Genomic DNA, 22,217 nt, shown 5'->3' on the forward strand with positions numbered 1-22,217 from the left:
CATGCAGACGACTTTCACCAAAGACCAGCTTGAAGATCCCGGCACCGCGCGGGCAAACCAGATCCTGCGAACCTGTGTACATTGCGGGTTCTGCACAGCGACATGCCCCACCTACCAGGTGCTGGGCGACGAGTTGGACAGCCCGCGCGGGCGCATCTATCTGATCAAGGACATGCTGGAGAACGAGCGTGTGCCCGACGCGCGCACCGTCAAGCACATCGACCGCTGCCTGTCCTGTCTGGCCTGCATGACGACCTGCCCGTCCGGTGTGCATTATATGCATCTGGTCGACCACGCGCGCGAATACATCGAAAAGCACTATGACCGGCCGTGGCACGACAAGGCGCTGCGTTGGATGTTGGCGCGGATCCTTCCCTATCCCGGGCGGTTCCGGGTTGCGCTTTTGGGCGCAAAAATCGCCAAGCCCTTTGCCGGACTGATTCCCGATGCACGGTTGCGCGCCATGCTGGCCATGGCCCCCAAGAGGATCCCGCCGGTCAGCCGCAACGACGATCCGCAGAGCTTTGCCCCCAAGACCGAGAAACGGATGCGCGTGGCGCTGATGACCGGCTGTGCGCAGAAGGCGCTGAACACTGACATCAACGATGCCACCATCCGCCTGCTGACCCGGCTGGGTTGCGAGGTCGTGGTGGCCAAGGGCGCGGGCTGTTGTGGGGCGCTGACCCATCACATGGGCAAGACCGGCGAAAGCCATGCCACGGCGGCGAAGAACGTGCGCGCCTGGACGGCGGAGATGAAAACCGAAGGGCTGGATGCCATTGTCATCAACACCTCGGGCTGCGGCACGACGGTCAAGGACTACGGTCATATGTTTGCGCAAAGCGATCTGGCCGAGGATGCGGGTCGCGTGGCGGGCATCGCCATGGACATCAGCGAACTTCTGACCAGGCTGGACATCCCTGAAGGCGCGGCCAAGGGGCTGCGTGTGGCTTATCACGCGGCCTGTTCCTTGCAGCACGGGCAGAAGGTCAAGACCGCGCCCAAGGACCTGTTGAAACGCGCCGGTTTCGAGGTGGTCGAACCCGCCGACAGTCACCTGTGCTGCGGCAGCGCGGGCACTTATAACCTGATGCAGCCCGAGATTTCCGGAAAGCTGAAGGCGCGCAAGGTCCGCACACTGGAAGCCAGGAAGCCCGACGTGATCGCCGCCGGAAACATCGGGTGCATGATGCAGATCGGCGGAGGCACCGATTTGCCCGTTGTCCACACCGTCGAGCTGTTGGATTGGGCCACAGGCGGGCCGAAACCCAGATCGTTGACGTGATGGGAACAGACTGTAAATGAGGCGGCTTCGCCTCATTTTTGCCAAACTACCGTGTAAATTTATACTCAAAAGTATAGGACGGTTCGGTGCGGCTTTTTCTGGCTCTCTCTCTCGTGCTTCTGGGCTCCGCCGCCGGTGCTCAGAGCCTTTTCAGGATGGATTCGGCCGAGGATGGCCGAGGATGGGAGGCGGTCGGACGGCTTGAAATCGCCGGAACCGCCTTTTGCACCGGGGCGCTCATCACGCCGCGACTTGTCCTGACGGCGGCCCATTGTCTTTTTGACCCGGAAACAGGGGACCGCGTGCCCGTCGAAGACATGCAGTTCCTTGCCGGGTGGCGCAATGGGCGTGCCGCCGCCTATCGCCTTGTGCGCAAGGCCGTTGCGCATCCCGAATTCGCTTATGGCGCGCTGGCAAGCTCGCAGCGGGTACGCCATGACCTTGCCCTGATCGAGCTTCAGCACCCGATCCGCAACACCACGATCACCCCTTTCGCCGTCGGGCATGGACCGGACACCGGCGACAAGGTCGGCGTGGTGTCCTATGCGCGTGACCGTTCCGAGGCGCCCTCTTTGCAGGAAACCTGCGGGGTGCTGGCGCGGCAAGAGGGGATGCTGGTCCTGTCGTGCAGCGTGGATTTCGGTGCCTCCGGTTCGCCGGTCTTTCGGCTGACGGGCGGCGCGCCGCAGATCGTGTCGGTCGTGTCGTCCAAGGCCGAGGCCAATGGAAAACCCGTGGCGCTTGCCAGCGGGTTGGGCGCGCCACTGGCCGCGCTTCAGGACGCTCTGGATGCCGACCGCGATCCGGGTGCGGGCGTGGACCGGCTGGCCGCCGGAATGCGCCGCGAAACAGGGGCCCGTTTCATCCGCCCTTGAGGGGCTTGAAACCCCGCTGAACCCTACCCAACTATTTCGCATCGGGACGCCTGTGACAGGGTCCCGTGTCCCAAAGGCGCCTGTCCCATGAGGGAAGGCGCGCCACAGACAGGTATCGCTCAACGGAGGATTCCATGCGACATTTCGATTTTGCCCCGCTCTACCGTGCCACCGTCGGTTTTGACCAGATCGCCGACTTGATGGACCGCGTTCTTGCCAATGACACCGCGCAGCCGGGCTATCCGCCGTACAACATCGAAAAAACCGCCGATGATGCCTATCGCATCTCGATCGCAGTTGCCGGCTTTGCCGAAGACGAACTGTCCGTCGAGGTCAAAGAGCAGGCGCTGGTGGTGTCGGCCCGCAAGGCCGAAGCCGGTGAAAACGGCAAGACCTATCTGCATCGCGGAATTGCCACCCGTGCCTTCGAGCGCCGGTTCCATCTTGCAGATCATGTGCGCGTTCAGGGTGCATCGCATGAAAACGGCATGCTGCACATCGACCTGCAACGCGAGATCCCCGAAGCGCTGAAACCGCGCCGGATTGAAATCGCGCGGCCTGCAACCCAGATGGTAGAGAAGGACGTGGTTGACGCGGAAACCGTCAACTGATCCCAAGACCCTCGTGTGACTTTGGCCCCGGATGACACATCCGGGGCCTTTCCGTATCCGGCGCACCGGCCCCGTTGCCATTGACTTTCGCGCAGGTATCGCCAAGCAGGATCACATGGACTGGCGCTCTGTCACATTTGACTGGAACCGCGCGCGGGCCTTCCTTGTCACCGCCGAGGAAGGATCGCTGTCGGCGGCTGCGCGCGCGTTGGGTATGACCCAGCCCACGCTGGGACGGCAGGTGACCGCGCTGGAAGAAGAGCTGGGCGTCGTCCTGTTCGAACGGGTCGGGCGCGGGTTGGTCCTGACACAGGCCGGCACACAGTTGATGAGCCATGTGCGCGCCATGGGCGAGGCCGCAGCAGGCGTTTCACTGGCGGCTTCGGGGCAGGCGCAGGCTGCCTCGGGCCATGTGGCCGTGACCGCCTCGGAGATCTATTCCAGCTGGTTGATGCCCAGCATCGCCAAACGCCTGCGCGAGGTCGCCCCCGGCATCACGCTGGAAGTGGTTGCGTCGAACGAAATTCGTGACCTGCGCCGCCGCGAAGCCGATATCGCCATCCGCAATGCCCGCCCCGAGGAACCGGATCTGATCGCCAAGATGGTCGGCGATGACGAAGGCACCTTCTACGCCACCGACGACTACCTGAAACGGCTGGGCCCCGTCTCTGTGCCCGAAGATCTGGCGCGGGCGGATTTCGTGGGGTTTGGCGAAAACGAAAGCTTTGTCGAGGCGCTGCAACGGCGCGGCATCCCCGTAACGCCGGCGCATTTCCCGGTTCTGGCCTCCTCGCACGCGGTACATTGGGAAATGACACGTGGCGGGTTGGGTGTGGGCACCGTGCCCTGCGGGCTGGGGGACAGCACGCCCGGGATGCGCCGAGTCCTGCCCGAAGTCACCTTTAACTTTCCCGTCTGGCTGGTGGCGCACCGCGAATTGCGGACCAGCCCCCGCGTGCGCATCGTCTGGGAACTGCTGGCGGAAATGCTGCCGACGTTGCTGTCCACCGCAAGGTAGCGCGCCCTTACAACCACCGAAGCCGGCCGTCTTGGAACGGCATGCGCCCCACGGTTTCCCGCGGGGCGCATGGTATTCTTGGATTCGTCGGATCAGGCGATCAGAGCTTGAACATCCAGAAGAAAGTTTCGCCCGAGCTGTCGTCCACGCCGTCATTGTCGGTCGAAACCCAGACGGTGCCGTCTTCGAAGATGGCCAGACCTTCGACCTTGTCGACGACATAGCCGCCAAAGGCTTGCAGGTCGGGGATCAGGTCGCGGACTTCTTCTTTGGACACCACGGGCAGATCACCGCCCAGCGCCGCCGGAACCATCTCTGCCGCGGGGATGCGGTAGATCTTTTTGGTCACCACATTGGCGCCGATCTGGTTGTCACGTTCGATGACATAGACAAAATCGCCATGCGCCACGATCTCGGACAGGCCAACCCAGCCTTTGGCCGGCTCGGCCTTGGGGTAAAGGACCGCGCCCCATTCCTTGGTTTCCAGGTTGTAGGAGACCAGCTTGACGTGGTTCTTGGGGTCGTCTTTCCACTCGCGCTGAACGGCCATCCAAAGGGTGTCGCCGACCTTGGTGATACCTTCAAAGCCAAAGCGCTTTTCGACGGCGGTCAGTTCTGCGGGGATCATGATCTCGGCCGAGTTGGTCTTGATCAGGCCATCGGCGGTGACGTGATAGATCGCGTGCGGGATGCCGCGTTCGGTCCGGCCCTCGGAGGCGACGAAGAAGCCGCCGTTGCCATCCAGCGTGATGCCTTCGAGATCCAGCTTTTGCGCCGGGTCGCCGTTGGCACGGTGGATGACGATCGCATCGACGATGCGCGCCGGGGTCTGCGTGGTGTCGATCTTGAAGATCGTCGGCTGGAAACCGTAGAAGCTGTCGTTCACAGCCCAGACGATGCCATCCTTGTCGGCCACCATGCCCGAGATCGCGCCCCAGCCGATCAGGCGGTCGGCACCTTCGGAGGTCAGCGTCGGATACTGGGCCGGCTGGTCCATGTATTCGAAGATCATGACATGCGCGCGCACGCCGCCGTCTTCGATCAGGTCAACCTCGTTGGCCGAGATCAGCAGGTTGCGTTCGGGGATGGCGACGTAGCCCTCTGGCCCGATGCCCGAGGGCAGGATCTGTTTCAGGACCGGGGCGGCCGGATCGGTGACGTCATAGACACCCACGGCAGAGCCGCGTTCCGAACCGACAAAGACCATCGGCGTGCCGTCGAAGATGGCGGTTTCGATGGATTCAGGCTCGACACCCTTGGCGTCGGACCGCTTGTCCGGGTAGTGGCCGATCTGGATCAGCGCGTGTTCAAAGGAGGCACCGCTTTCGTAGACCACTTCGCCGGTCTTCGAGAAGATGGTCCAGCCGCGCGAACCGCCGTCCATGTCGCCTTCGTTGGCGATGGCGAAATGCGTGTCGTCGATCCATTTGACGGCGTCGGGCTCACGCTTGCGGGCGGGCTGCGATTTGTCGAAATCCAGCGAGCCGCGCTCGTCCAGCGTGTCGATCATGTCCAGATCGACCGCGCCGGCGGAAAAATGGCTGATGATGGAACCATCGGCGCCAACCACCACGAGGTAGTTGTTTTCCTGAAGCGTAACGATGGTCTCGCCCAGCGCGTTGATGTCCACGAACTCGGGCTCGGGGTCTTCGGGCGCGATGTCGGCAAGGCCGGTCAGTTCAACGGTCTTGAGGTCATCACAGGCCAGCGCGCCGTCCTTGATTTCACCGATGACAAGGAAACCGGCAGGCAACTGGCCCACGCGACCGTCGCCAAGGTCTTCGTCACGCTCGTTCTCGATGGCGATCGAGATGCGGGTGCCGTCCTTGGACACGGCCACCGAATCCGGCTGACCGCCGAGGTCGCAGGTGGCGGTGATATTGCCCGACATCACGTCGATGATGGCAAGATGACCCGAGGGATCGGTGTAGCTGGCCGAGGTGTTCACGCCGACAAAGGCGGTGGACCCCACGATGCCGACGGCGGTCGGCTCACCGTCCAACGCCACGTTGCCCAGCGGCTGTGGGCTGTGCGGGTCGGTGATGTCGATGCGGCCGATCACGCCCAGCGGGCTGTCGGTATAAACCAGCGTCATGCCGTCCGCGGTGGCGGCGATGATCTCGGCCGAGGTCTCGCGCGCGCGGTCTTCGCCGTCGGCCATGTTCAGATAGGTGCCGAAAGAGGCGATGCGATTGAAATTCATGTCTGCCGTGGCGGCGGAGGCAGCAAGGGCCAGTGCGCTCGTCAGGCAAAGGGTGCGGAAATGCATGGAGTCCCCCTGTTGATAGGTACTCGGGGGGATAGGGGGCGAGAGGTAACAGAGGCGTGACGGTTCTTTGACAAAGCCATGAAACCGATTTCCCGTGCGAACCCGCCTTTTGTTTGCCGCGAAGTGTTTTCGGGGGTCTTCGACGGAATCGACCGTTTGATACGTTTAAGCCGTCCATGAGGTGGGAACGCGGACGCGTTCACATTTCCGCCGTTTGAGAAGGAAAGACGACAATGAAAACTGCTCTAGTGACCGGCTTCAGCATTGCGATTGCCGCAACGACAGCGGCATGGGCCGAGCCCGTCGAAATCTATCTTGTCGACAAGCTGGACAACAAACAGAACGGCTATTGCCTGGATATCGCCAAGGGCCGCGAACGCGATGCGAATCCCGATGATGGTTTGCAGGGGCACACCTGCTACAGTCCAGGCGGTGCTTTGGGCTATGATCAAACCTTTGAAAGTGATCGGTTCGTGGAGGGCAAACTGTATATGCCCACCTTTGATGTCTGTGTGGTGGCGCCTGCGATGACTGCTGGCAGTGCGCTGGAACTGACCACCTGCGGTGAAGCCGAAGAGCAGAGCTTTGTGTTTTCCGGAGAGGGCACGATCACGCCTCGGTCAGCACCGGAAATGTGTTTCACCGTCGCCGAGGCCACACGCTCGGGTCGCAGCGATGCCAACCAGATCAAGGTTCTGTCGCTGGAACCCTGCGACGAGGCCCTTGCAGCCTATCAGACTTGGGGGATCCGTACCGCCGAATGAGGACCGCAAGGCAGGCCGGTCGAACACGGCCCGCCGACCGGTATGGGCCGGCGGGTTTTGTTCGGTCAACGCAGGCTCAGCGATCCAGGCTATCAGCCAGCCGCATCAAGGTGATCGCCTCCTGCCGATAGCCGAACGGGTCATCGCCGCGTGCGCCTTGCGCCAGCGCGATGGCATCACCGATGCTCCAGTCTCCGATCAGGTCGGACCCCCGCAGGATCTGGCCAAAGCCGGCGATGGCCAGCGCCCAGTTCGCTTCGGGCAGTGGGGCGGCATCGGCCATGATCGGCGTTTCGATCAGGCGGCTGGCATCCTCACCCGGCGTCTTGTAGCGCAACCGCAGGAACCCAAGCTCGCCACTGTCATCAGCGGCGGGGGCCGCGTCATCCGCCGCATAACGCAGCGGATCGGTCATGCGGGCAGGTGATCCGACCGGCGTGATCGCATAGATCGCCGTCACCTGATGACCCGCGCCGATCTCTCCGGCGTCCACCTTGTCATTGTTGAAATCCTCGCGCTTCAGCGCGCGGGTTTCATAGCCGATCAGCCGGTATTCGGCGACCAGAGCGGGGTTCCATTCGACCTGAATCTTGACGTCATTGGCGATGGGCACCAGCGCGCCGGTCAGCTGGTCCACCAGCACCTTCTGCGCCTCGGCCAGCGTGTCGATGTACGAGGCGATGCCGTTCCCGTTCTGCGCCAGCGCCTGCATGGTCGCATCGTCCAGATTGCCACGGCCAAAGCCCAGTACCGACAGGTAAGTGCCGTCGTCCTTCTTCTTCGAAATGAAGTCCTTGAGGTCGTCGGGATCGCTGATGCCGACGTTGAAATCGCCATCAGTGGCAAGGATCACCCGGCTGACCGCGCCCTCGGCCCCGTCCGCCGCCATCTTGGCCGCCGTGGCATAGGCCTGCTGCAAACCCGCCTGCCCGGCCGTGCTGCCGCCCGCGTGAAGCCTGTCCAGGGCCGCAAGAATGGTGTCACGGTCACTGGCCTTGGTCGGTTCCAGTGCGAGACCCGCACTGCCCGCGTAGGTCACGATGGCAATCGTGTCCTCCTCTCCCAACTGGCCCAGCATGAGGCGAAAGCTTTGCTTGAGCAGCGGCAGCTTGGTCGGATTGTTCATCGACCCCGAAGTGTCGATCAGAAAGACGAGGTTCATCGGGGGACGGGTGTCCGGCATCATGCCTTGCAACCCGATATGCACGATCTGGGTGCCTTCGACCCAGGGGCTGTCACTCACCCCGAGATGGGTGGCAAAAGGCGCATCCGCTTCGGGCGCGGGATAGTCATAGGTGAAATAGTTCACCATCTCCTCGATCCGCACCGAATCCTTCGGCGGAAGTTGCCCGCGCGACAATGCATTGCGGATGAAGGACCACGACGCCGTGTCCACGTCGATCGAGAAGGTCGAGACCGGAGTTTCCGCCGTGACCTTGATCGGGTTCTCATCGGCCTCGGGGAAGGCCTCGGTGTTCGGCTCTGGTGCGATGATGGGATCGGGTGCGGGCAACGGGGCCGGACGCGTCGCCGGTGCCTTGCCCGCAAAGTCGAAGATACCGGTTTCAAGGGTGACGCCCGGATCCGCGGCAGGTGCGGACGGCGCGCGCAACATCCGGTCGGCGGGCGCCGAGGGGGCTGCCTGCTTGCGCCGAGTTGCGACAACCGGGGCATCGGGCGTCAGGGCCTCGCCGGGAATGAAGATCTCATCAGCCTCTTCGACAACGGGCGCCGGATCCGCCGCCGGTTCAACATCGGGAGTGGCGACCGTCTGACCGGTCGGGATCAAGGCGACCTCTGGCGGCTTGTTGTCCCGCAAGACCGGGACAAGAGCCACCATGGCAACGGCAGCAAGGGCGGTGGTCGCGGTCAGAACGCCGCGGTTGGACAAATTGGCAAACATATGTCGGACTCCTCTGAAAATGCCCCCCTTCCGGGTGGGTTCAGAGGTCTGACGCGCCAGGTCTTCGGATTCTTGGGCGCGGTCGAAATTTTTCATCGCAAGGGCGATGGCCCGGGCACGCTTGTCAGGGTCGGGGCCGGGCAGGCCCGCGTCGAATGCGCGTTTCAGATCGTCCAGATCGTCGCTCATGCCTCGGCCTCCTGCATCGCTTTCAGTTTCTTCTTGGCCTCCGAGATCCGCCAACTGACGGTGCCTTCGGACACCTCGAGAATTTGCGCCGCTTCGGCATGGGTGACCCCATCCAGAACCAGCGCAAGGGTTTCGCGCAGATCGACACTCAGGCCCGTCATTGCCTGCATCAACCAATCCACGCGCTCTGCCGTCTCGGCCATTTCGGCCTGACGTGCCAGCTCCCAGTCACCCCAGCCATCGGCGGCCCGTGCGTGGGAAGCAGCGCGCCGGAACCTGTCCCGGGCGGCGTTCACCGTGATGCGATACAACCATGTCGTCAGCTTGGCCTCACCGCGAAAACTGCGCAGTTTGGCGGGCAATGCAGCGCACAGGTCCTGCGCAAGGTCTTCGGCCTCGGTCCGGCTGCCGGTGAGTTTCACCGCATAGCCATAGACCCGGTCATAGACCCGCCCGACCAGCAGGGCAAAGGCCTGCCGATCACCATCTGCCGCCGCTTGGGCGAGGGATTCGTCGCTGACTTTCATGCGCATCACATGAGTGAGACGCAGCCCGATCGGCAATCCTTGGATACCTTACCCATTTTTTTCGCCCCGCACCCACGCCGCGAAACAGCAGGCCGGAAACAGGGGTCAATCCGCAAGAAGCCGAGAGATCATCGTGCTGTCCGGGTCCGCCAGACCGTCGATCACGTCGAAATGGTGTTTGCCATCATCCACGACCAGATCGCAGGTCCAGACCTCGGACAGCTTGCGTGCCTGATCCAGAAAGGCCGGGCGTTCGGCGCCACCAACCCAGGCCGTGACCGGACAGCCCGGGGGCGGTGTGAAAATCGGGCTTTCGGCGCGGGCCTCGGCCTCGTCGATACGCAGATCTGCGTTCATCGAGGTCTGCATCAGCGGGCGCAGATCGGACAGAGGAGAGATCGGCATGACATGTGCCAGCCGTCCTACAAGATCCGGCCCCATGACCGCCCCCATCCGGGCGACAAGATGTCCGCCGGCAGAATGGCCGGTCAGCCGGATCGGGCCGGCCACTTCGGCCGCGGCCACAGCGATGGCCTGCGCCACCTGCCGCGTGATGTCCGAAATCCGGACCCGGGGGCACAGATCATAGGATGGCATGGCCACCGCCCAGCCCCGTGCCCGCGCACCCTCGGCCAGATGAGACCAACTGGACCGGTCGAACCGCAGCCAGTACCCGCCGTGAACAAAGACGACCAATCCCTTTGGCGCAGCATCCGGCAGGAACAAGTCCAGAGCCAGCCGCGTTCCATGCCCGTACATCAACCCAAGGCGTGCCCGCCCAGCGACCGATAGCCTTTGACGATAGGCCTCGGCCTCTGCGGTCCAGCGCGGCGGAAAAGAGGCGGCATCGGGAATATGGGCGGCATTGGCGTATGCGTCGTCGAGGTCCATCATTTTCTCCGTTTTGGCCCTATACTTCCCCCGCGTCGGATGCTCTGCCTTGGGCCAGAGTTGAACAGGAGGATATATCGAATGCGCGCTGATGCCACCGATCTCAAGGACCTTTTGAACGATCCCTCCCTGCTGGAGCCGCGTGCCTACGTCAACGGCACATGGATTGCGGGAGATGCCACTTTCGACGTCACCAACCCCGCGCGCGGCGACGTGATCGCTCAGGTCACTGATCTTGACCGCGCTCAGGTGGCCGGAGCCATCGACGCCGCCCATGCCGCGCAGAAGGAATGGGCCAGCCGCACCGGCAAAGAACGTGCGGCGATCCTGCGCAAATGGTTCGACCTGATGATGGAAAACCAGTCCGACCTTGGCACCATCATGACCGCCGAACAGGGCAAGCCGCTGGCCGAGGCAAAAGGCGAAATCGCCTATGGGGCGTCGTTCGTCGAATTCTTTGGCGAAGAAGCCAAGCGCATCTATGGCGAAACCATTCCCGGACATCAGCGCGACAAGCGGATCACCGTTATCAAACAGCCGATTGGCGTGGCCGCCTCGATCACACCGTGGAACTTTCCCAATGCGATGATCACGCGCAAGGCGGCACCCGCGCTGGCCGCAGGCTGTGCCTTTGTCGGACGCCCCGCTGCCGAAACGCCGCTGTCGGCCACCGCGCTGGCGGTTCTGGCCGAACGCGCCGGTATCCCGGCGGGCGTGTTCAACATCGTGACCTCTTCGCGGTCGTCGGACGTGGGCAAGGAGTTCTGCGAGAACCCCAAGGTGCGCAAGCTGACCTTTACCGGCTCGACCGAAGTGGGACGCATCCTGCTGCGCCAAGCCGCTGACCAGGTGCTGAAATGCTCGATGGAACTGGGCGGCAACGCGCCGTTCATCGTTTTTGACGATGCCGATCTGGATGCCGCCGTCGAAGGCGCCATCGCGTGCAAGTTCCGCAACAACGGCCAGACCTGCGTCTGCGCCAACCGGATCTACGTGCAGGAAGGTGTCTACGATGCCTTCGCCGAAAAGCTTTCCGCCGCGGTTGCCAAGCTGAAGGTCGGCGACGGTCTCGAAGAAGGCACCGACCTTGGGCCGCTGATCAATCAGGACGCGGTGGACAAGGTGAAAGAGCATATCGCCGATGTCACCAGCCATGGCGGCACCCTGCTGAGCGGCGGCGAAGTGCAGGACGGAACCTTTATCACGCCCGCAATCCTGACCGGGGTCACGCAGGACATGAAGGTGGCCCAAGAGGAAACCTTTGGCCCCATGGCACCGCTGTTCAAATTCTCGGACGTGGACGAGGTGATCGAGATGGCCAACGATACGATCTTTGGTCTGGCCTCCTATTTCTACGCCAAGGATCTCAGCCGCGTTTACAAGGTGGCCGAGGCGCTGGAATACGGTATCGTAGGCGTGAATACCGGCATCATCTCGACCGAGGTCGCCCCCTTTGGCGGCGTCAAACAGTCGGGTCTGGGCCGGGAAGGCAGCCACCACGGGATCGAGGATTATCTCGAACTCAAGTACATCTGCATGAGCGTATGAGAACAGAAAACCTGATCGCGCCGGGCAGCACTCCCTCAGTCGGGGAGCTTGCGGACTGGCGCGACAAGGCGCACCAGGGCGGCGGTTCGCCCTGGCTGCGGCCTGCGCAGGCCGATGCGCTGGCGCGATACGCGCTGAAATTCGGCGAGGGCGTCCAGATGATGGAGGCCGTGGCACCGCGCTTTCGCGAACCTCCGCGCGACATCTCGTGGGAGATTCTGGGGATCGACGACGAGGGCGAAAACTGGTCCGATCACCGCGACCCGCAAAAGGCCTATGCGCTCTTCCGCAGCAAGCTGTCACTGGCCGAGGCCGACGGCGCGGTACTGCATTACAAGCTGTGGCTCAGCCCCGCGGGCTGAACCGTTTCAGTCCAGCGCCCCGACCCGCCGCAAATGGGCCGTGATGATCGCGGCGCAGGCCTCGGGATGGGTCGATACCAGAAAATGATCGGCCCCTTCGACCACGTCCAGCCGGCTTTCCGGGATCGCATTGACCAGTTCCGCGCTGACATCGACGATGGCCGGGCTGGCGTGCTCTCCGCGACAGATGGTGCAGGGCATAGGCAAGGTTTGGAAATCCGCGAAACACGGTGTGAAATCCCGCGCCGTGCGCCAGTCCAGAAGGTTCGTCCCCGCCCCTTGCGCGCAAAAGGCACGGACCGGATCGGGCATCCCGGCAAAAACGCCAGGTCTGCTCCAGTAGTCGATGATCAGGCCCGGTGCCTCGGGATCGCCCGCTGCCACGGCGGCGGAAAAGCGGTTCACCAATTGGGTCAGGCCATCGCGCCAGGGGAAGTCTTCGCCGTCGCGTCGGCCAAAGACCACGTTGCCTTCGAAACTGACGACGCTCAGGATCGGCAGGTCCCCCGCCAGCGCAGCGGCCAAGGCGATCTGCCCGCCAAAGGAATGCCCCACAAGGTGAAAGGGCTGGCCGATCTCTGCGGCGATCTCACCGACAAAACCTGTCAGTTCTGCCATGCGGCACGCCTCGGGCCTGCGTCGTTCAGCGGTTGATCCATATCCGGGAAGGCTGACCGACAGACATCGCACCCCGGTCAACCTGTCAAAGATCCCGGCCCACACGCGCGAGGTGCTGTAGGATCCCGGCAGGAACAGCACCGGCGGCCCTTCGCCGCGCATTTCGAGTTCGAAGGTCATCAGCGCCTCCCTTTTGCGCATTCAACCACGGCTGGCGCGATTTTTCCACGAATCCGGCAATCGGCTCCTGCACCTTGCCGCTTTCAGGCTTGCGCGGGGGGCGGCGGCTGCGCAATTTGGCGGCGGGCAGGCGATGGCGTCGCCGCTACTTTGCCCCTTAACCCGTCCTGAACGCCGGGACCTTGCTTTGCCAGCGCGGTAGACAAGGTTTCGCCGCGCCGATGGAGGGTCACTTGGAACGTCCACAGCATTACCGTTTTCATCAGGGACAGCGCGTGCTGCCCTTTGCAGCCGAAGAATACGAGGCACGCCTGAAAGGCCTGCGTGACAGCATGGCCCAGTCGGGGGTCGAGGCCTGTGTTTTCACCTCGATGCACAACATCGCCTATTACTCGGGCTTTTTGTACTGCGCCTTCGGGCGGCCATATGGCTTGGTGGTGACGCCAAACGAAAGCGTGACGATCAGTGCCGGGATCGACGCGGGTCAGCCATGGCGCCGCTGTCACGGTGACAACATCACCTATACCGACTGGGAGCGGAACAACTATTGGCGGGCCATTGCTTCGGTGATCGGCACCGGCAAGGCGCTGGGCTACGAAGCCGACCACATGACGCTGTCGCAAAAGACGTTGATGGATGCCTTTCTGACCCCGGCCAGCACCAGTGACATTGCCCCCGCCACCATGCGCCAGCGGATGCACAAATCCTCCGCCGAAATCGACCTGATCCGCCACGGCGCACAGGTGGCTGACGTGGGCGGCTACGCGATCCGCGACGCGGTCCGGCCCGGTGTGCGCGAGATTGACGTGGCCATGGCGGGCCGCGATGCGATGGAACTGGAAATCGCCAAACGCTTTCCCGAGGCCGAGTATCGCGACACATGGGTCTGGTTCCAGTCCGGCATCAACACCGACGGCGCCCACAACCCCGTCACGGGCCGCCAATTGGAACGCGGCGATATCCTGTCACTGAACACCTTTCCAATGATCTCGGGATATTACACGGCCTTGGAACGCACGCTGTTCGTACAAGAGGTTGATGACGCCAGCCGCAAGATCTGGGAGGCCAATGTCGCCGCCCATGAATACGGCATGAGCCTGTTGAAACCCGGCGCGCGCTGTGCCGAGGTCACGCAAAGGATCAATGAGTTCTTCGCCGAGCGCGACCTGCTGCAATACCGGACCTTTGGTTATGGCCACAGCTTTGGCGTCTTGTCGCATTACTACGGGCGCGAGGCCGGCCTGGAACTGCGTGAAGACATCGACACGGTGCTGGAACCCGGCATGGTCATCAGCATGGAACCAATGCTGACCATCCCCGACGGTCAGCCCGGCGCGGGCGGCTATCGCGAACACGACATCCTTGTCATCACCGAGGACGGCAATGAGAACATAACCGGCTATCCCTACGGGCCAGAGTTCAACGTGGTCGGCTAGGCGCGGTCAAATGGCCCCGTCCCGGGCTTGACCCGGGACCTCATCCTTGCAGGGGCGCACAAAAGGCAGGCAGGCGCACAGCCCGCCTGCGCGATCCGGGGATCACAGACCGAACTGAGACATCTCGGTAAAGTCGATCTGCTCCAGCAGGGGGCGGGTCTTGTCCGGCTCGCCCTCGGTCTGGATCAGGATCCGGTTGGCGATCAGCGCCATCATCTGCTTGTCCTGAATGGCGAATTTCTGGCGCTGGATGCGCTCGGTCTTCATACCCATCATCGCCGCGTTGGCGATCATACCCGACATGCTCATCACCATCGGGTTGTCCGCCATCAAGGTGATCTTGATCCGTTCCCCCTCGGGCGAGGTATAGGTGGCTTCGGCACCCACGCCGCCGCCCATCATGGCCAGACCAGCGTTCATTTCCGAGTTCACCTCGCGCGTCCAGCCATCCGGCGCATCGGGAAGAAAACTGCCAAGGCTTGCGGTCTTCATCTCCAACAGTTTGGCGCGCGCCATGTCCAGTTCGTCCAGCGCATATTGGATGTCGCCATCCTCATAGGCTTTCAGCGCCGATTCCATCAGGTCGCTGACATCATCGGCTTGCGCCGGAACAGCCGCCGCGGTCAGCAGCAGCACGGCAAAAATGCGGGTCATTGAAAATCTCCCTGTCAATTTCTGCCGCCACCCTGTCAGACGGGCCCTGTTCGCGGCAAGTGCCGGATTTCCCCACCGTTGAACGGGCCCGCGAGAATCCCCATCATACCACCATGATCGTCGAGCTTTTCCTGCCCGCCATAGGTCTGATGCTGATCACCGCGCTGGTCACGCGCGGGGTCGAACGCCTCATGCCCGAGAGCCTGCCGGGGCTGGCCCTGACGGCTGTTGTCTCGGCGCTCCTTGTCTGGGGGATCGCCTCGGGCGGGTTTGCCCTTTTGTACGTGATGCGAGACGCCCGCGTGTTGGCCTTGATGGAACAGACACCCGCAACCTCGACCAGCCATTTTCTTTCGCTCGGCGCCAGCGCCGCGCTGATCTGGGCACCGGTCCTTTTGTTGACCGTGACCACCGCACCCCGGCGGTGGAAGACGGCGGTCTGGTGACAGTTCGGCGCTTTTCGCCCTGCTCCCGGCGCATTCGCCGTTGATTTTTGGCTCCACCCGTATCACCTCAGTTTCAGGAGGACGGGCATGTTCGCACTGGCACGGTTCCTGATCATGGCGGCGGTTGTGCTTACGGTGGTCTACGGGTCGCTGTGGTTCTACCTGCGTGCCCGGCGGCGTGCTTTGCTGGAAATCGACTGGGCCGCCAGCCCCTCCGAACCCCGTTCGCAAGAGGATTATGTCCGCGACGAACTGGCCGAATTTGACCGGCGCCGCCATCGGACCCTTGTGCTTGCGGTCTATGCCATGCCTCTTTGCCTTGTGACCCTCATCGTGTATCTGACGAATTTCCACTGAAAGGCGCCGTCGGCATGAAATACGTGAAATGGACCCTGATCGTTCTGTTCTGGCTGATCGTGGCGGGTTTTCTGCACTACACGCTGCCGCAGCATGACGTGGCGCGGATTACCGACACCTACGAAAAACCGGTCAACCCCGGCGAGAATCGCTGGTTCTGGGCCCAGCCGGATGCCGGCAGCAATCCGGCCGCCGCAGACAGCCGCTTTGTCTTTTTCATTCAGACGCGCCGCGCGGACAACAGCGTCATGGTCTACCGGAACGAGGACACGGCATGGGGCTGGCCACCCTATTTCAAGTTCGACACCGCCAATCTTCAGGCCGAGGCGGCAGATCTGAAATCCACCTCGGACACACCCAAATGGGTCGTGGTCAAGCATTACGGCTGGCGGAACGAATTCATCTCGATCTTTCCCAACGCGGTTTCCGTTCGCCCCGTGGACGGGCCTGATGTGACCATCATCCCATGGCTCAACATCATCATTCTTGTGACGCTGGCCGCAGCGGTCTGGGCAATCCGGGTGCGGTGGCTGCGGTTCTGGCACAACCGGATCGACCCGCTGCTGGGCACCGCCGGCGACAAGCTGGACGAGGGTGGCGACAGGGTCAAAGGACTGTTCGGACGGTCACGCTAGGTTTGGACGCTCAGCGTTTGCCATAATAGAGGCCGACCACATGTTCGGCCTCGGCAAAGAAAAGCCAGCGTGACACCAGCACACCCGCCACGTGGAACAGCACCGCGAAAAGCGCAAGCCAATGCCCAAAGGGCAGGATCAGCAACAGGACCGGCAGCACCGCCATCAGTCCAAGCGCGATCAACCGCAGTTTCCGGGCATGTTTGCGCCCGACGACAAAGACCATTTCGCGCAGCAGATAGTTGGACCCGGTGTGCGGCGGTTCAAAGGCGCGGGTCTTGCCGATCGCGCCCAGCCCGGTGGCGGTCTCGATCGTCGAGCCAGAGTCCGCTAGGCGGCGGTCGCCGGTCAGCCACCAAACCGCCTGCGCAAGGGCGGCAAACACGATCAGGACCAGCCCGACGCTCACCCGCCCCGAGAGTAAAGCACCTCCGCCCAGCGCATAGAGCAGGAACAGACCCGGCGTAGACCAATGGTGCCAGCGCGGTACGGTCCTGAGCTGGGTATAGATCATCGAGGTGGCAAAGACCGTCAGCAGGCACAATACGGCCCCCAGCCAGCCCAGCACCGCGATTTGCACGCCAAAGAACACCAAAAGCGCCGCGTAGATCCCCATCACGCTTAGCCCCGCCACCGCGGCCCAAGCCTCGCGCGAGAGCCAGCTTGAGCGCCATTGCGTAAAGGCCTTGAGCGCGCGTTCCGGGCGGCCAAGGTGAAAAGTCGACGCCATCAGCCCGCCAACCGCCAGCAGGTAGCCGATCAGGAAAAAGGCAAAGGCGGTCCAGCCGGTGGGCGCGGTCGGATCGATGCCGAGCCAGAACAACAGGCCAAGGCCAAGGCCCGAAAACGTGGTGAATGCGATGATGGACGGCGCGGGATGCATCAGAGTTTCTCCAGCGTCTTGTCGATCCAGGCGAGGAAACCGCGCGGTTCTTCGGCCACGGGCGCAAGGAAGGGGGCAAGCACATCGACCTCTCCCTGCCAGCTGTCCTTGGGCCGGGGCGGCAGGTATTTGTTCACGGGCTGCGTGCCCTGTTCCGGCATCAGGTCCATGCCGCCACGTTCGGCGACCAACTGGCTGACCTCGCTTTCCGGGTCCGAGAGATCGCCGAAATGGCGCGCCCCGGCAGGACAGGTGCGCACACAGGCGGGCACGCGGTCTTCCTCGGGGAGGTTTTCGTTATAGATGCGGTCCACGCAGAGGGTGCATTTCTTCATCACGCCCGCGGCGAGATCCAGTTCCCGCGCGCCATAGGGACAGGCCCATGCGCAGAGGCCGCAACCGATGCAATCGCTTTCGTTGACCAGAACGATGCCGTCCTCGGTGCGTTTGTAGCTGGCCCCGGTGGGACAAACGGTAACGCAGGGAGCATCGGTACAGTGCAGGCAGGATTTCGGAAAATGGATCAGCTGCGCCGGGGCATCCTGAGGCTGGACTTCGTAGCTGTGGACACGGTTGAGGAAGGTGCCCGAAGGGTCGGCGCCATATGGCTCCTGATCCGACAGGGGCGCGCCGTAATTCTCGGTATTCCAGCCCTTGCAGGAGATCACGCAGGCATGACAGCCCACACAGGTGTCGAGGTCGATCACCAGCCCGAGCTTGCGGTCGGTGCGTTCCGGAAGGGTGGTCATCACTTGCCCCCGTGATCCAGCGGCGCCGCTGACGCGGCACAGGTTTCTTGGGCGGGGGCGCTGCCCCCGGTCGCCAGTGGCGACTCCCCCGGGATATTTTCGGACAGAAGAAACATCAGCTTTCGGTCTTCCATGCGAGACTGTCCGGGCCTTGGCCAACGGGCGAGGTGATGGCATCGAAGGATGGTTGGCTTTCGGCGGGTGGCTCCGCCTTTTCGATGCGCACGCGCAGGTCGAACCAGGCCGCCTGTCCGGTGACCGGGTCCGAGTTGGACCAGCGCAGACCGTCGCCCTTGGGTGGCAGCAATTCGTGGATCAGGTGGTTGAGCAGGAAACCCTTGGTCGCCTCGGGCGCATCGGGTTTGAGCGCCCATGCGCCCTTGCGCTTGCCGATGGCGTTCCATGTCCAGATCGTGTGCGGGTTCAGCGCGGCCATTTCCGCCACCGGGACGGTGATTTCGCCATGTGGCGAGGTGATGCGTGCCCAGTCGCCATCGGCCAAGTTGTTTTCACGCATCAGGCGCGTGGGCAGATACATCGGGTTGCGCCCGTGCAACTGCCGCAGCCAAGCGTTCTGGGTGCCCCAGCTGTGGTACATGGCCATCGGCCGCTGCGTCAGCGCATGAACCGGGTAGCTGTCCGGATCACCGGCATCAGGAGCGTACCAGAGCGGCAGTGGATCCAGTTTTTCGCGGAGTTGGGCGCGCAGGTGGTCGGGCGGCTGCTGCGGTCCGTGACCTTCGGCGGCGCGCTGGAACTTGCGCAGCGGTTCGACGTAGAGCTGGAACAGGTAGGGGGCCGGTTTGTCGATCAGACCGGTTTCCACCGCCCAGTCCTGATAGGCGCTGTTCCAGGGTTTGAAATATTGCGCCTCATCCGGGATGTGCAGGGCGCAGAAGCCGCCATTGGCAATGTAGCTGTCGATCTGCGCGGCATTCGGCCCGCCGCGCCCGTGGGTCAGGCCTTTGTCGGACATGCGCCAGCCCGCCAGCGGACCGATGCCCGGCTTGCGCTGGTGATTGATGATATAATCCGCGTAGTCGGCGTATTTGGGCGCGCCGTCCTTGTCCACCATGCCGGGCAGGCCCAGCCGCGCGCCAAGATCCAGCAGCACCGACTGAAAGCCGCGCACATCGCGGTCAGGCTTGACCACAGGCCAGCGGATGGCGTCAGCGGCGGCTTCGGGCTCGGAAATCGGGCGGTCGAGCAGCGAGATGCAGTCGTGCCGCTCAAGATAGGTGGTGTCCGGCAGGATCAGGTCGGCATATGCGACCATTTCCGACGAATAGGCATCGGAATAGATGATGCGCGGGATGGTGTAATCGCCGTTCTCATCGGTATCGGTCAGCATCTCCATGACGCTGCGCGTGTTCATCGAAGAGTTCCACGCCATGTTCGCCATGTAGAGGAACAAGGTGTCGATCTTGTAGGGATCACCCGCATGGGCGTTCGAGATCACCATGTGCATCAGCCCGTGGGCTGACATGGGATTTTCCCAGGTAAAGGCCTTGTCGATCCTCAGCGGGTTGCCCTGATCGTCAAGCGCAAGGTCCTCTGGCCCCATGGGATAGCCAAGGTGCGGGCCGTTCAGCGGTTGCCCGGGGGAGGCCTTGGCGTGGGGACGGGGGTGGATTTCGGCCGGTTTGGGATAGGGCGGTTTGAAACGCATACCGCCGGGGGTTTCCACCGCGCCCAGCAGGATCTGAAGGATGTGCAGCGCGCGGCAGGTCTGAAACCCGTTGGCATGGGCCGAGATGCCACGCATGGCGTGGATGGCCACCGGGCGGCCAATCATCCTGTCGTGACGCTTGCCCCGGAAATCCGTCCAGGGACGGTCGATCTCGATCGCCTCGTCGAAAGCTGTGCGCGCCAGTTCGGCTGCCAGGGCACGGATGCGCCCCGCGGTCAGGCCGCAGCGCTCGGCGACCGCCTCGGGTGCGTATTCGTCGGACATATAGCGTTCGGCCAGCCCGTGCATCACACTGGCATGGGTCGCGCCCGCCTGACGGATATGCCCGGTCAGGTCGGGCAGAATACCGGGGGTGTCGAAGGCCGCGAGCCTGCCCGTCTTGCGATCAATGACCTGCGGCTTGCCATCCGCATCGCGCAGGAACAGGCCGAAATCCGGCGATTTGGGATCGCCGTTCAGCAGCACTGGCGCATTGGTGAACCGCGCGAGGTAGTCAAGATCGATCTTGCCGGCTTTCAACAGGCAATGGATCAGGGACAGGATCAGCAACCCATCGGTGCCGGGTGTGATCCCGACCCAGTCGTCCGCCACCGCGTTATAGCCAGAGCGGATCGGGTTGACGCCGATCACCTTGGCGCCGCGCGCCTTGAGCTTGCCCAGACCGATCTTGATCGGGTTGCTGTCATGGTCCTCGGCCACGCCGAACAGCAGGAACAGCTTGGCGTTGTCCCAATCGGGCGAGCCGAACTCCCAAAAGGCCCCGCCCATGGTGTAGATCCCCGCCGTGGCCATATTGACCGAGCAGAACCCGCCATGAGCGGCGAAATTGGGCGTGCCATATTGCTGCGCCCACCAGCCGGTAAAGCTTTGCGACTGGTCGCGCCCGGTGAAGAAGGCCAGCTTTTCCGGCGCGCTCTCACGCAGGGGTTTCAGCCATCCAACGGCGGTTTCCAGCGCCTCGTCCCAGCTGATTTCCTCGAACTGGCCGGATCCGCGCGGGCCAACCCGGCGCAGCGGCGCACGCAGGCGCGAGGGGGCGTTGTGCTGCATGATGCCCGCGCTGCCCTTGGCGCAAAGCACGCCCTTGTTCACGGGATGATCGCGGTTGCCTTCGATATAGGCAACCTTGCCGCCCTTCATGTGCACGTTGATGCCGCAGCGGCAGGCGCACATGTAGCAGGTGGTCTTGCGGATCTCGTCCGAGACCTTGGGCGATGTTTCAACCCGTGGCTGTGCCATGTCCCCTCCCCATGCTGTCCAGAGCGCCCCGCTCCAGATCATGCATCATTCGTATATCAATTCTGCCGAACCGCAAGTACGGCCTGATCTGTTTCGGAAATTCCGAAAATGGCACGTCAATTTCCTGAATCCCCGCCGAAATCAGAAGGACATCACGCACCCGTTCGAAGGGTTGAAATCCCGCCTGCGGTTCCGGCACTCTGTTCCCCGGATCGGCAGGGAGGGTGCCCGACATGAGCGTCTTGGAGCGCGCCTTTGACAGGGCCCGGGCAACGCGGGCCCGCGTCGTCTTTCCAGAGATGGAAGATCCTCGCGTGGCCGGTGCCTGCGCACGGCTAAAGGCCGAAGGGCTGGCAGAGCCTGTGGGACTGGCACCGCCATCAGACGCCATGGTCTGTGCTTTGGTAGATGGTCGCGGCATGAAAGAAGGTGTCGCCAGGCGGATGCTGGACCGGCCGCTATACCGCGCCGCGGCCATGGTGGCCGCCGGAGAGGCCGAAGCCATGGTGGCCGGGGCCGATGCGCCCACGCGGCGGGTGATCGAGGCGGCCGCTATCGGAATCGGATTGGCGGACGGGGTGGCCCTGCCCTCCTCCTGTTTCGTGATGGTTCTGCCCAATGGCCAAGAGCTGATCTTTGCCGATTGCGCCGTGAACGTGGCACCGGAGGCCGAGGGGCTGGCAGCGATCGCGCGTGCCTCGGCACGTACGGCGCGGGCCCTGCTGGGAGAGTCGCGGGTAGCTTTCCTGTCCTTCTCGACCGGCAGCAGCGGCGCAGGCGACAGCGTCGACCGGGTGCGCAAAGCGGCAGAACTGACCGGGTTTGCCGGACCGCTGCAAGCAGATGCCGCCTTGAACCCGGTCATCGCCGCCAAAAAGGGGCTGGGACAGGGCGATGCAAATGTGCTGATCTTTCCCGATCTCGATAGCGGCAATATCGGGTACAAGCTGGTGCAGGAACTGGCCGGGGCGCAGGCGCTGGGGCCGATCCTGCAAGGCTTTCGCAAACCGGTCTGCGACCTGTCCCGAGGCGCGACCGAAGACGACATCGTTGCGGCGACCGCCGTCACGCTGGCGCTGACCTGAGCC

21 protein-coding genes are annotated in these 22,217 nt (G+C 63.2%); 12 read left to right on the plus strand and 9 right to left on the minus strand.

The genetic code is table 11. From position 1 onward, the window contains the following. Window position 1 precedes the first annotated feature (1 nt). The 4 genes from glcF to KJP30_RS13010 all read left to right on the plus strand — a co-directional run bounded on the left by glcF (window position 2) and on the right by KJP30_RS13010 (window position 3,789). Window positions 2–1,285 (plus strand): glycolate oxidase subunit GlcF, encoded by a 1,284-nt coding sequence (gene glcF, locus KJP30_RS12995; RefSeq protein ID WP_218449699.1) that lies wholly within the window; start codon window positions 2–4, stop codon window positions 1,283–1,285. 86 nt (window positions 1,286–1,371) lie between these two features. Next, the gene (locus KJP30_RS13000) at window positions 1,372–2,160 is read left to right on the plus strand and encodes a trypsin-like serine peptidase (RefSeq protein ID WP_425515709.1); all 789 of its coding nucleotides are present in this window, start codon (window positions 1,372–1,374) and stop codon (window positions 2,158–2,160) included. A gap of 134 nt (window positions 2,161–2,294) precedes the next feature. Further along, entirely contained in the window at window positions 2,295–2,771 is a 477-nt protein-coding gene (locus KJP30_RS13005; RefSeq protein WP_218449700.1) for an Hsp20 family protein, read from the plus strand. Between the two features lie 31 nt (window positions 2,772–2,802). After that, entirely contained in the window at window positions 2,803–3,789 is a 987-nt protein-coding gene (locus KJP30_RS13010) for a LysR family transcriptional regulator (RefSeq protein ID WP_321210727.1), read from the plus strand. 100 nt (window positions 3,790–3,889) lie between these two features. Here the strand turns inward: KJP30_RS13010 and KJP30_RS13015 are convergent, their stop codons facing one another. After that, window positions 3,890–6,058, minus strand: coding sequence for an esterase-like activity of phytase family protein (locus KJP30_RS13015; RefSeq protein WP_218449701.1), 2,169 nt, complete (start codon window positions 6,056–6,058; stop codon window positions 3,890–3,892). A gap of 233 nt (window positions 6,059–6,291) precedes the next feature. On the opposite strand from KJP30_RS13015, the gene KJP30_RS13020 reads away from it, so the two are divergent. Next, entirely contained in the window at window positions 6,292–6,822 is a 531-nt protein-coding gene (locus tag KJP30_RS13020) for a ricin-type beta-trefoil lectin domain protein (protein ID WP_218449702.1), read from the plus strand. A 76-nt stretch (window positions 6,823–6,898) separates the two neighbouring features. Here KJP30_RS13020 and KJP30_RS13025 read toward each other — a convergent pair whose 3' ends face one another. From KJP30_RS13025 to KJP30_RS13035, 3 genes are all read right to left on the minus strand, one after another. Beyond that, the gene (locus tag KJP30_RS13025) at window positions 6,899–8,914 is read right to left on the minus strand and encodes a VWA domain-containing protein (protein ID WP_218449703.1); all 2,016 of its coding nucleotides are present in this window, start codon (window positions 8,912–8,914) and stop codon (window positions 6,899–6,901) included. Beyond that, window positions 8,911–9,441 (minus strand): RNA polymerase sigma factor, encoded by a 531-nt coding sequence (locus KJP30_RS13030; RefSeq protein ID WP_218449704.1) that lies wholly within the window; start codon window positions 9,439–9,441, stop codon window positions 8,911–8,913. The genes KJP30_RS13025 and KJP30_RS13030 overlap by 4 nt, the downstream gene beginning before the upstream one ends. Before the next feature lie 105 nt (window positions 9,442–9,546). Continuing rightward, on the minus strand, window positions 9,547–10,332 hold the full coding sequence (locus KJP30_RS13035) for a hormone-sensitive lipase (RefSeq protein WP_218449705.1): 786 nt from the start codon (window positions 10,330–10,332) through the stop codon (window positions 9,547–9,549). An 81-nt stretch (window positions 10,333–10,413) separates the two neighbouring features. Here KJP30_RS13035 and KJP30_RS13040 point away from each other — a divergent pair, with 81 nt between their 5' ends. Together KJP30_RS13040 and KJP30_RS13045 are read left to right on the plus strand one after the other, a co-directional pair. Further along, on the plus strand, window positions 10,414–11,880 hold the full coding sequence (locus KJP30_RS13040; RefSeq protein WP_218449706.1) for an NAD-dependent succinate-semialdehyde dehydrogenase: 1,467 nt from the start codon (window positions 10,414–10,416) through the stop codon (window positions 11,878–11,880). Beyond that, the gene (locus KJP30_RS13045; RefSeq protein WP_218449707.1) at window positions 11,877–12,242 is read left to right on the plus strand and encodes a hypothetical protein; all 366 of its coding nucleotides are present in this window, start codon (window positions 11,877–11,879) and stop codon (window positions 12,240–12,242) included. The genes KJP30_RS13040 and KJP30_RS13045 overlap by 4 nt, the downstream gene beginning before the upstream one ends. A gap of 6 nt (window positions 12,243–12,248) precedes the next feature. Here the strand turns inward: KJP30_RS13045 and KJP30_RS13050 are convergent, their stop codons facing one another. Beyond that, complete coding sequence (locus KJP30_RS13050) at window positions 12,249–13,040, minus strand: alpha/beta fold hydrolase (RefSeq protein ID WP_218449708.1); 792 nt, start codon at window positions 13,038–13,040, stop codon at window positions 12,249–12,251. Between the two features lie 233 nt (window positions 13,041–13,273). On the opposite strand from KJP30_RS13050, the gene KJP30_RS13055 reads away from it, so the two are divergent. Next, window positions 13,274–14,476, plus strand: a complete 1,203-nt coding sequence (locus KJP30_RS13055; protein WP_218449709.1) for a M24 family metallopeptidase — start codon at window positions 13,274–13,276, stop codon at window positions 14,474–14,476. 102 nt (window positions 14,477–14,578) lie between these two features. Here the strand turns inward: KJP30_RS13055 and KJP30_RS13060 are convergent, their stop codons facing one another. Continuing rightward, on the minus strand, window positions 14,579–15,130 hold the full coding sequence (locus KJP30_RS13060) for a hypothetical protein (protein WP_218449710.1): 552 nt from the start codon (window positions 15,128–15,130) through the stop codon (window positions 14,579–14,581). A 113-nt stretch (window positions 15,131–15,243) separates the two neighbouring features. Between KJP30_RS13060 and KJP30_RS13065 the strand changes: the two genes are divergently transcribed. The 3 genes from KJP30_RS13065 to KJP30_RS13075 all read left to right on the plus strand — a co-directional run bounded on the left by KJP30_RS13065 (window position 15,244) and on the right by KJP30_RS13075 (window position 16,568). Next, window positions 15,244–15,576 carry a hypothetical protein gene (locus KJP30_RS13065; protein ID WP_218449711.1) on the plus strand — a complete coding sequence of 111 codons (333 nt, stop codon included), beginning with the start codon at window positions 15,244–15,246 and terminating at the stop codon, window positions 15,574–15,576. Window positions 15,577–15,663: 87 nt separating this feature from the next. Beyond that, window positions 15,664–15,933 carry a hypothetical protein gene (locus KJP30_RS13070; RefSeq protein WP_218449712.1) on the plus strand — a complete coding sequence of 90 codons (270 nt, stop codon included), beginning with the start codon at window positions 15,664–15,666 and terminating at the stop codon, window positions 15,931–15,933. A gap of 14 nt (window positions 15,934–15,947) precedes the next feature. Further along, the gene (locus tag KJP30_RS13075) at window positions 15,948–16,568 is read left to right on the plus strand and encodes a DUF1523 family protein (protein ID WP_218449713.1); all 621 of its coding nucleotides are present in this window, start codon (window positions 15,948–15,950) and stop codon (window positions 16,566–16,568) included. Window positions 16,569–16,578: 10 nt separating this feature from the next. Here the strand turns inward: KJP30_RS13075 and KJP30_RS13080 are convergent, their stop codons facing one another. From KJP30_RS13080 to KJP30_RS13090, 3 genes are all read right to left on the minus strand, one after another. Further along, the gene (locus KJP30_RS13080) at window positions 16,579–17,451 is read right to left on the minus strand and encodes a dimethyl sulfoxide reductase anchor subunit family protein (RefSeq protein ID WP_218449714.1); all 873 of its coding nucleotides are present in this window, start codon (window positions 17,449–17,451) and stop codon (window positions 16,579–16,581) included. Continuing rightward, window positions 17,451–18,200 carry a 4Fe-4S dicluster domain-containing protein gene (locus KJP30_RS13085; protein ID WP_218449715.1) on the minus strand — a complete coding sequence of 250 codons (750 nt, stop codon included), beginning with the start codon at window positions 18,198–18,200 and terminating at the stop codon, window positions 17,451–17,453. Before KJP30_RS13085 ends, KJP30_RS13080 begins: the two co-directional genes overlap by 1 nt. A gap of 115 nt (window positions 18,201–18,315) precedes the next feature. Further along, on the minus strand, window positions 18,316–21,129 hold the full coding sequence (locus tag KJP30_RS13090) for a molybdopterin oxidoreductase family protein (protein WP_218449716.1): 2,814 nt from the start codon (window positions 21,127–21,129) through the stop codon (window positions 18,316–18,318). A gap of 233 nt (window positions 21,130–21,362) precedes the next feature. On the opposite strand from KJP30_RS13090, the gene KJP30_RS13095 reads away from it, so the two are divergent. Next, complete coding sequence (locus KJP30_RS13095; RefSeq protein ID WP_218449717.1) at window positions 21,363–22,214, plus strand: phosphate acyltransferase; 852 nt, start codon at window positions 21,363–21,365, stop codon at window positions 22,212–22,214. Window positions 22,215–22,217: the final 3 nt, after the last annotated feature.

Origin of the sequence: Antarctobacter sediminis (assembly GCF_019218285.1) — a bacterium.
In the GTDB taxonomy this organism is placed as follows: domain Bacteria; phylum Pseudomonadota; class Alphaproteobacteria; order Rhodobacterales; family Rhodobacteraceae; genus Antarctobacter; species Antarctobacter sediminis.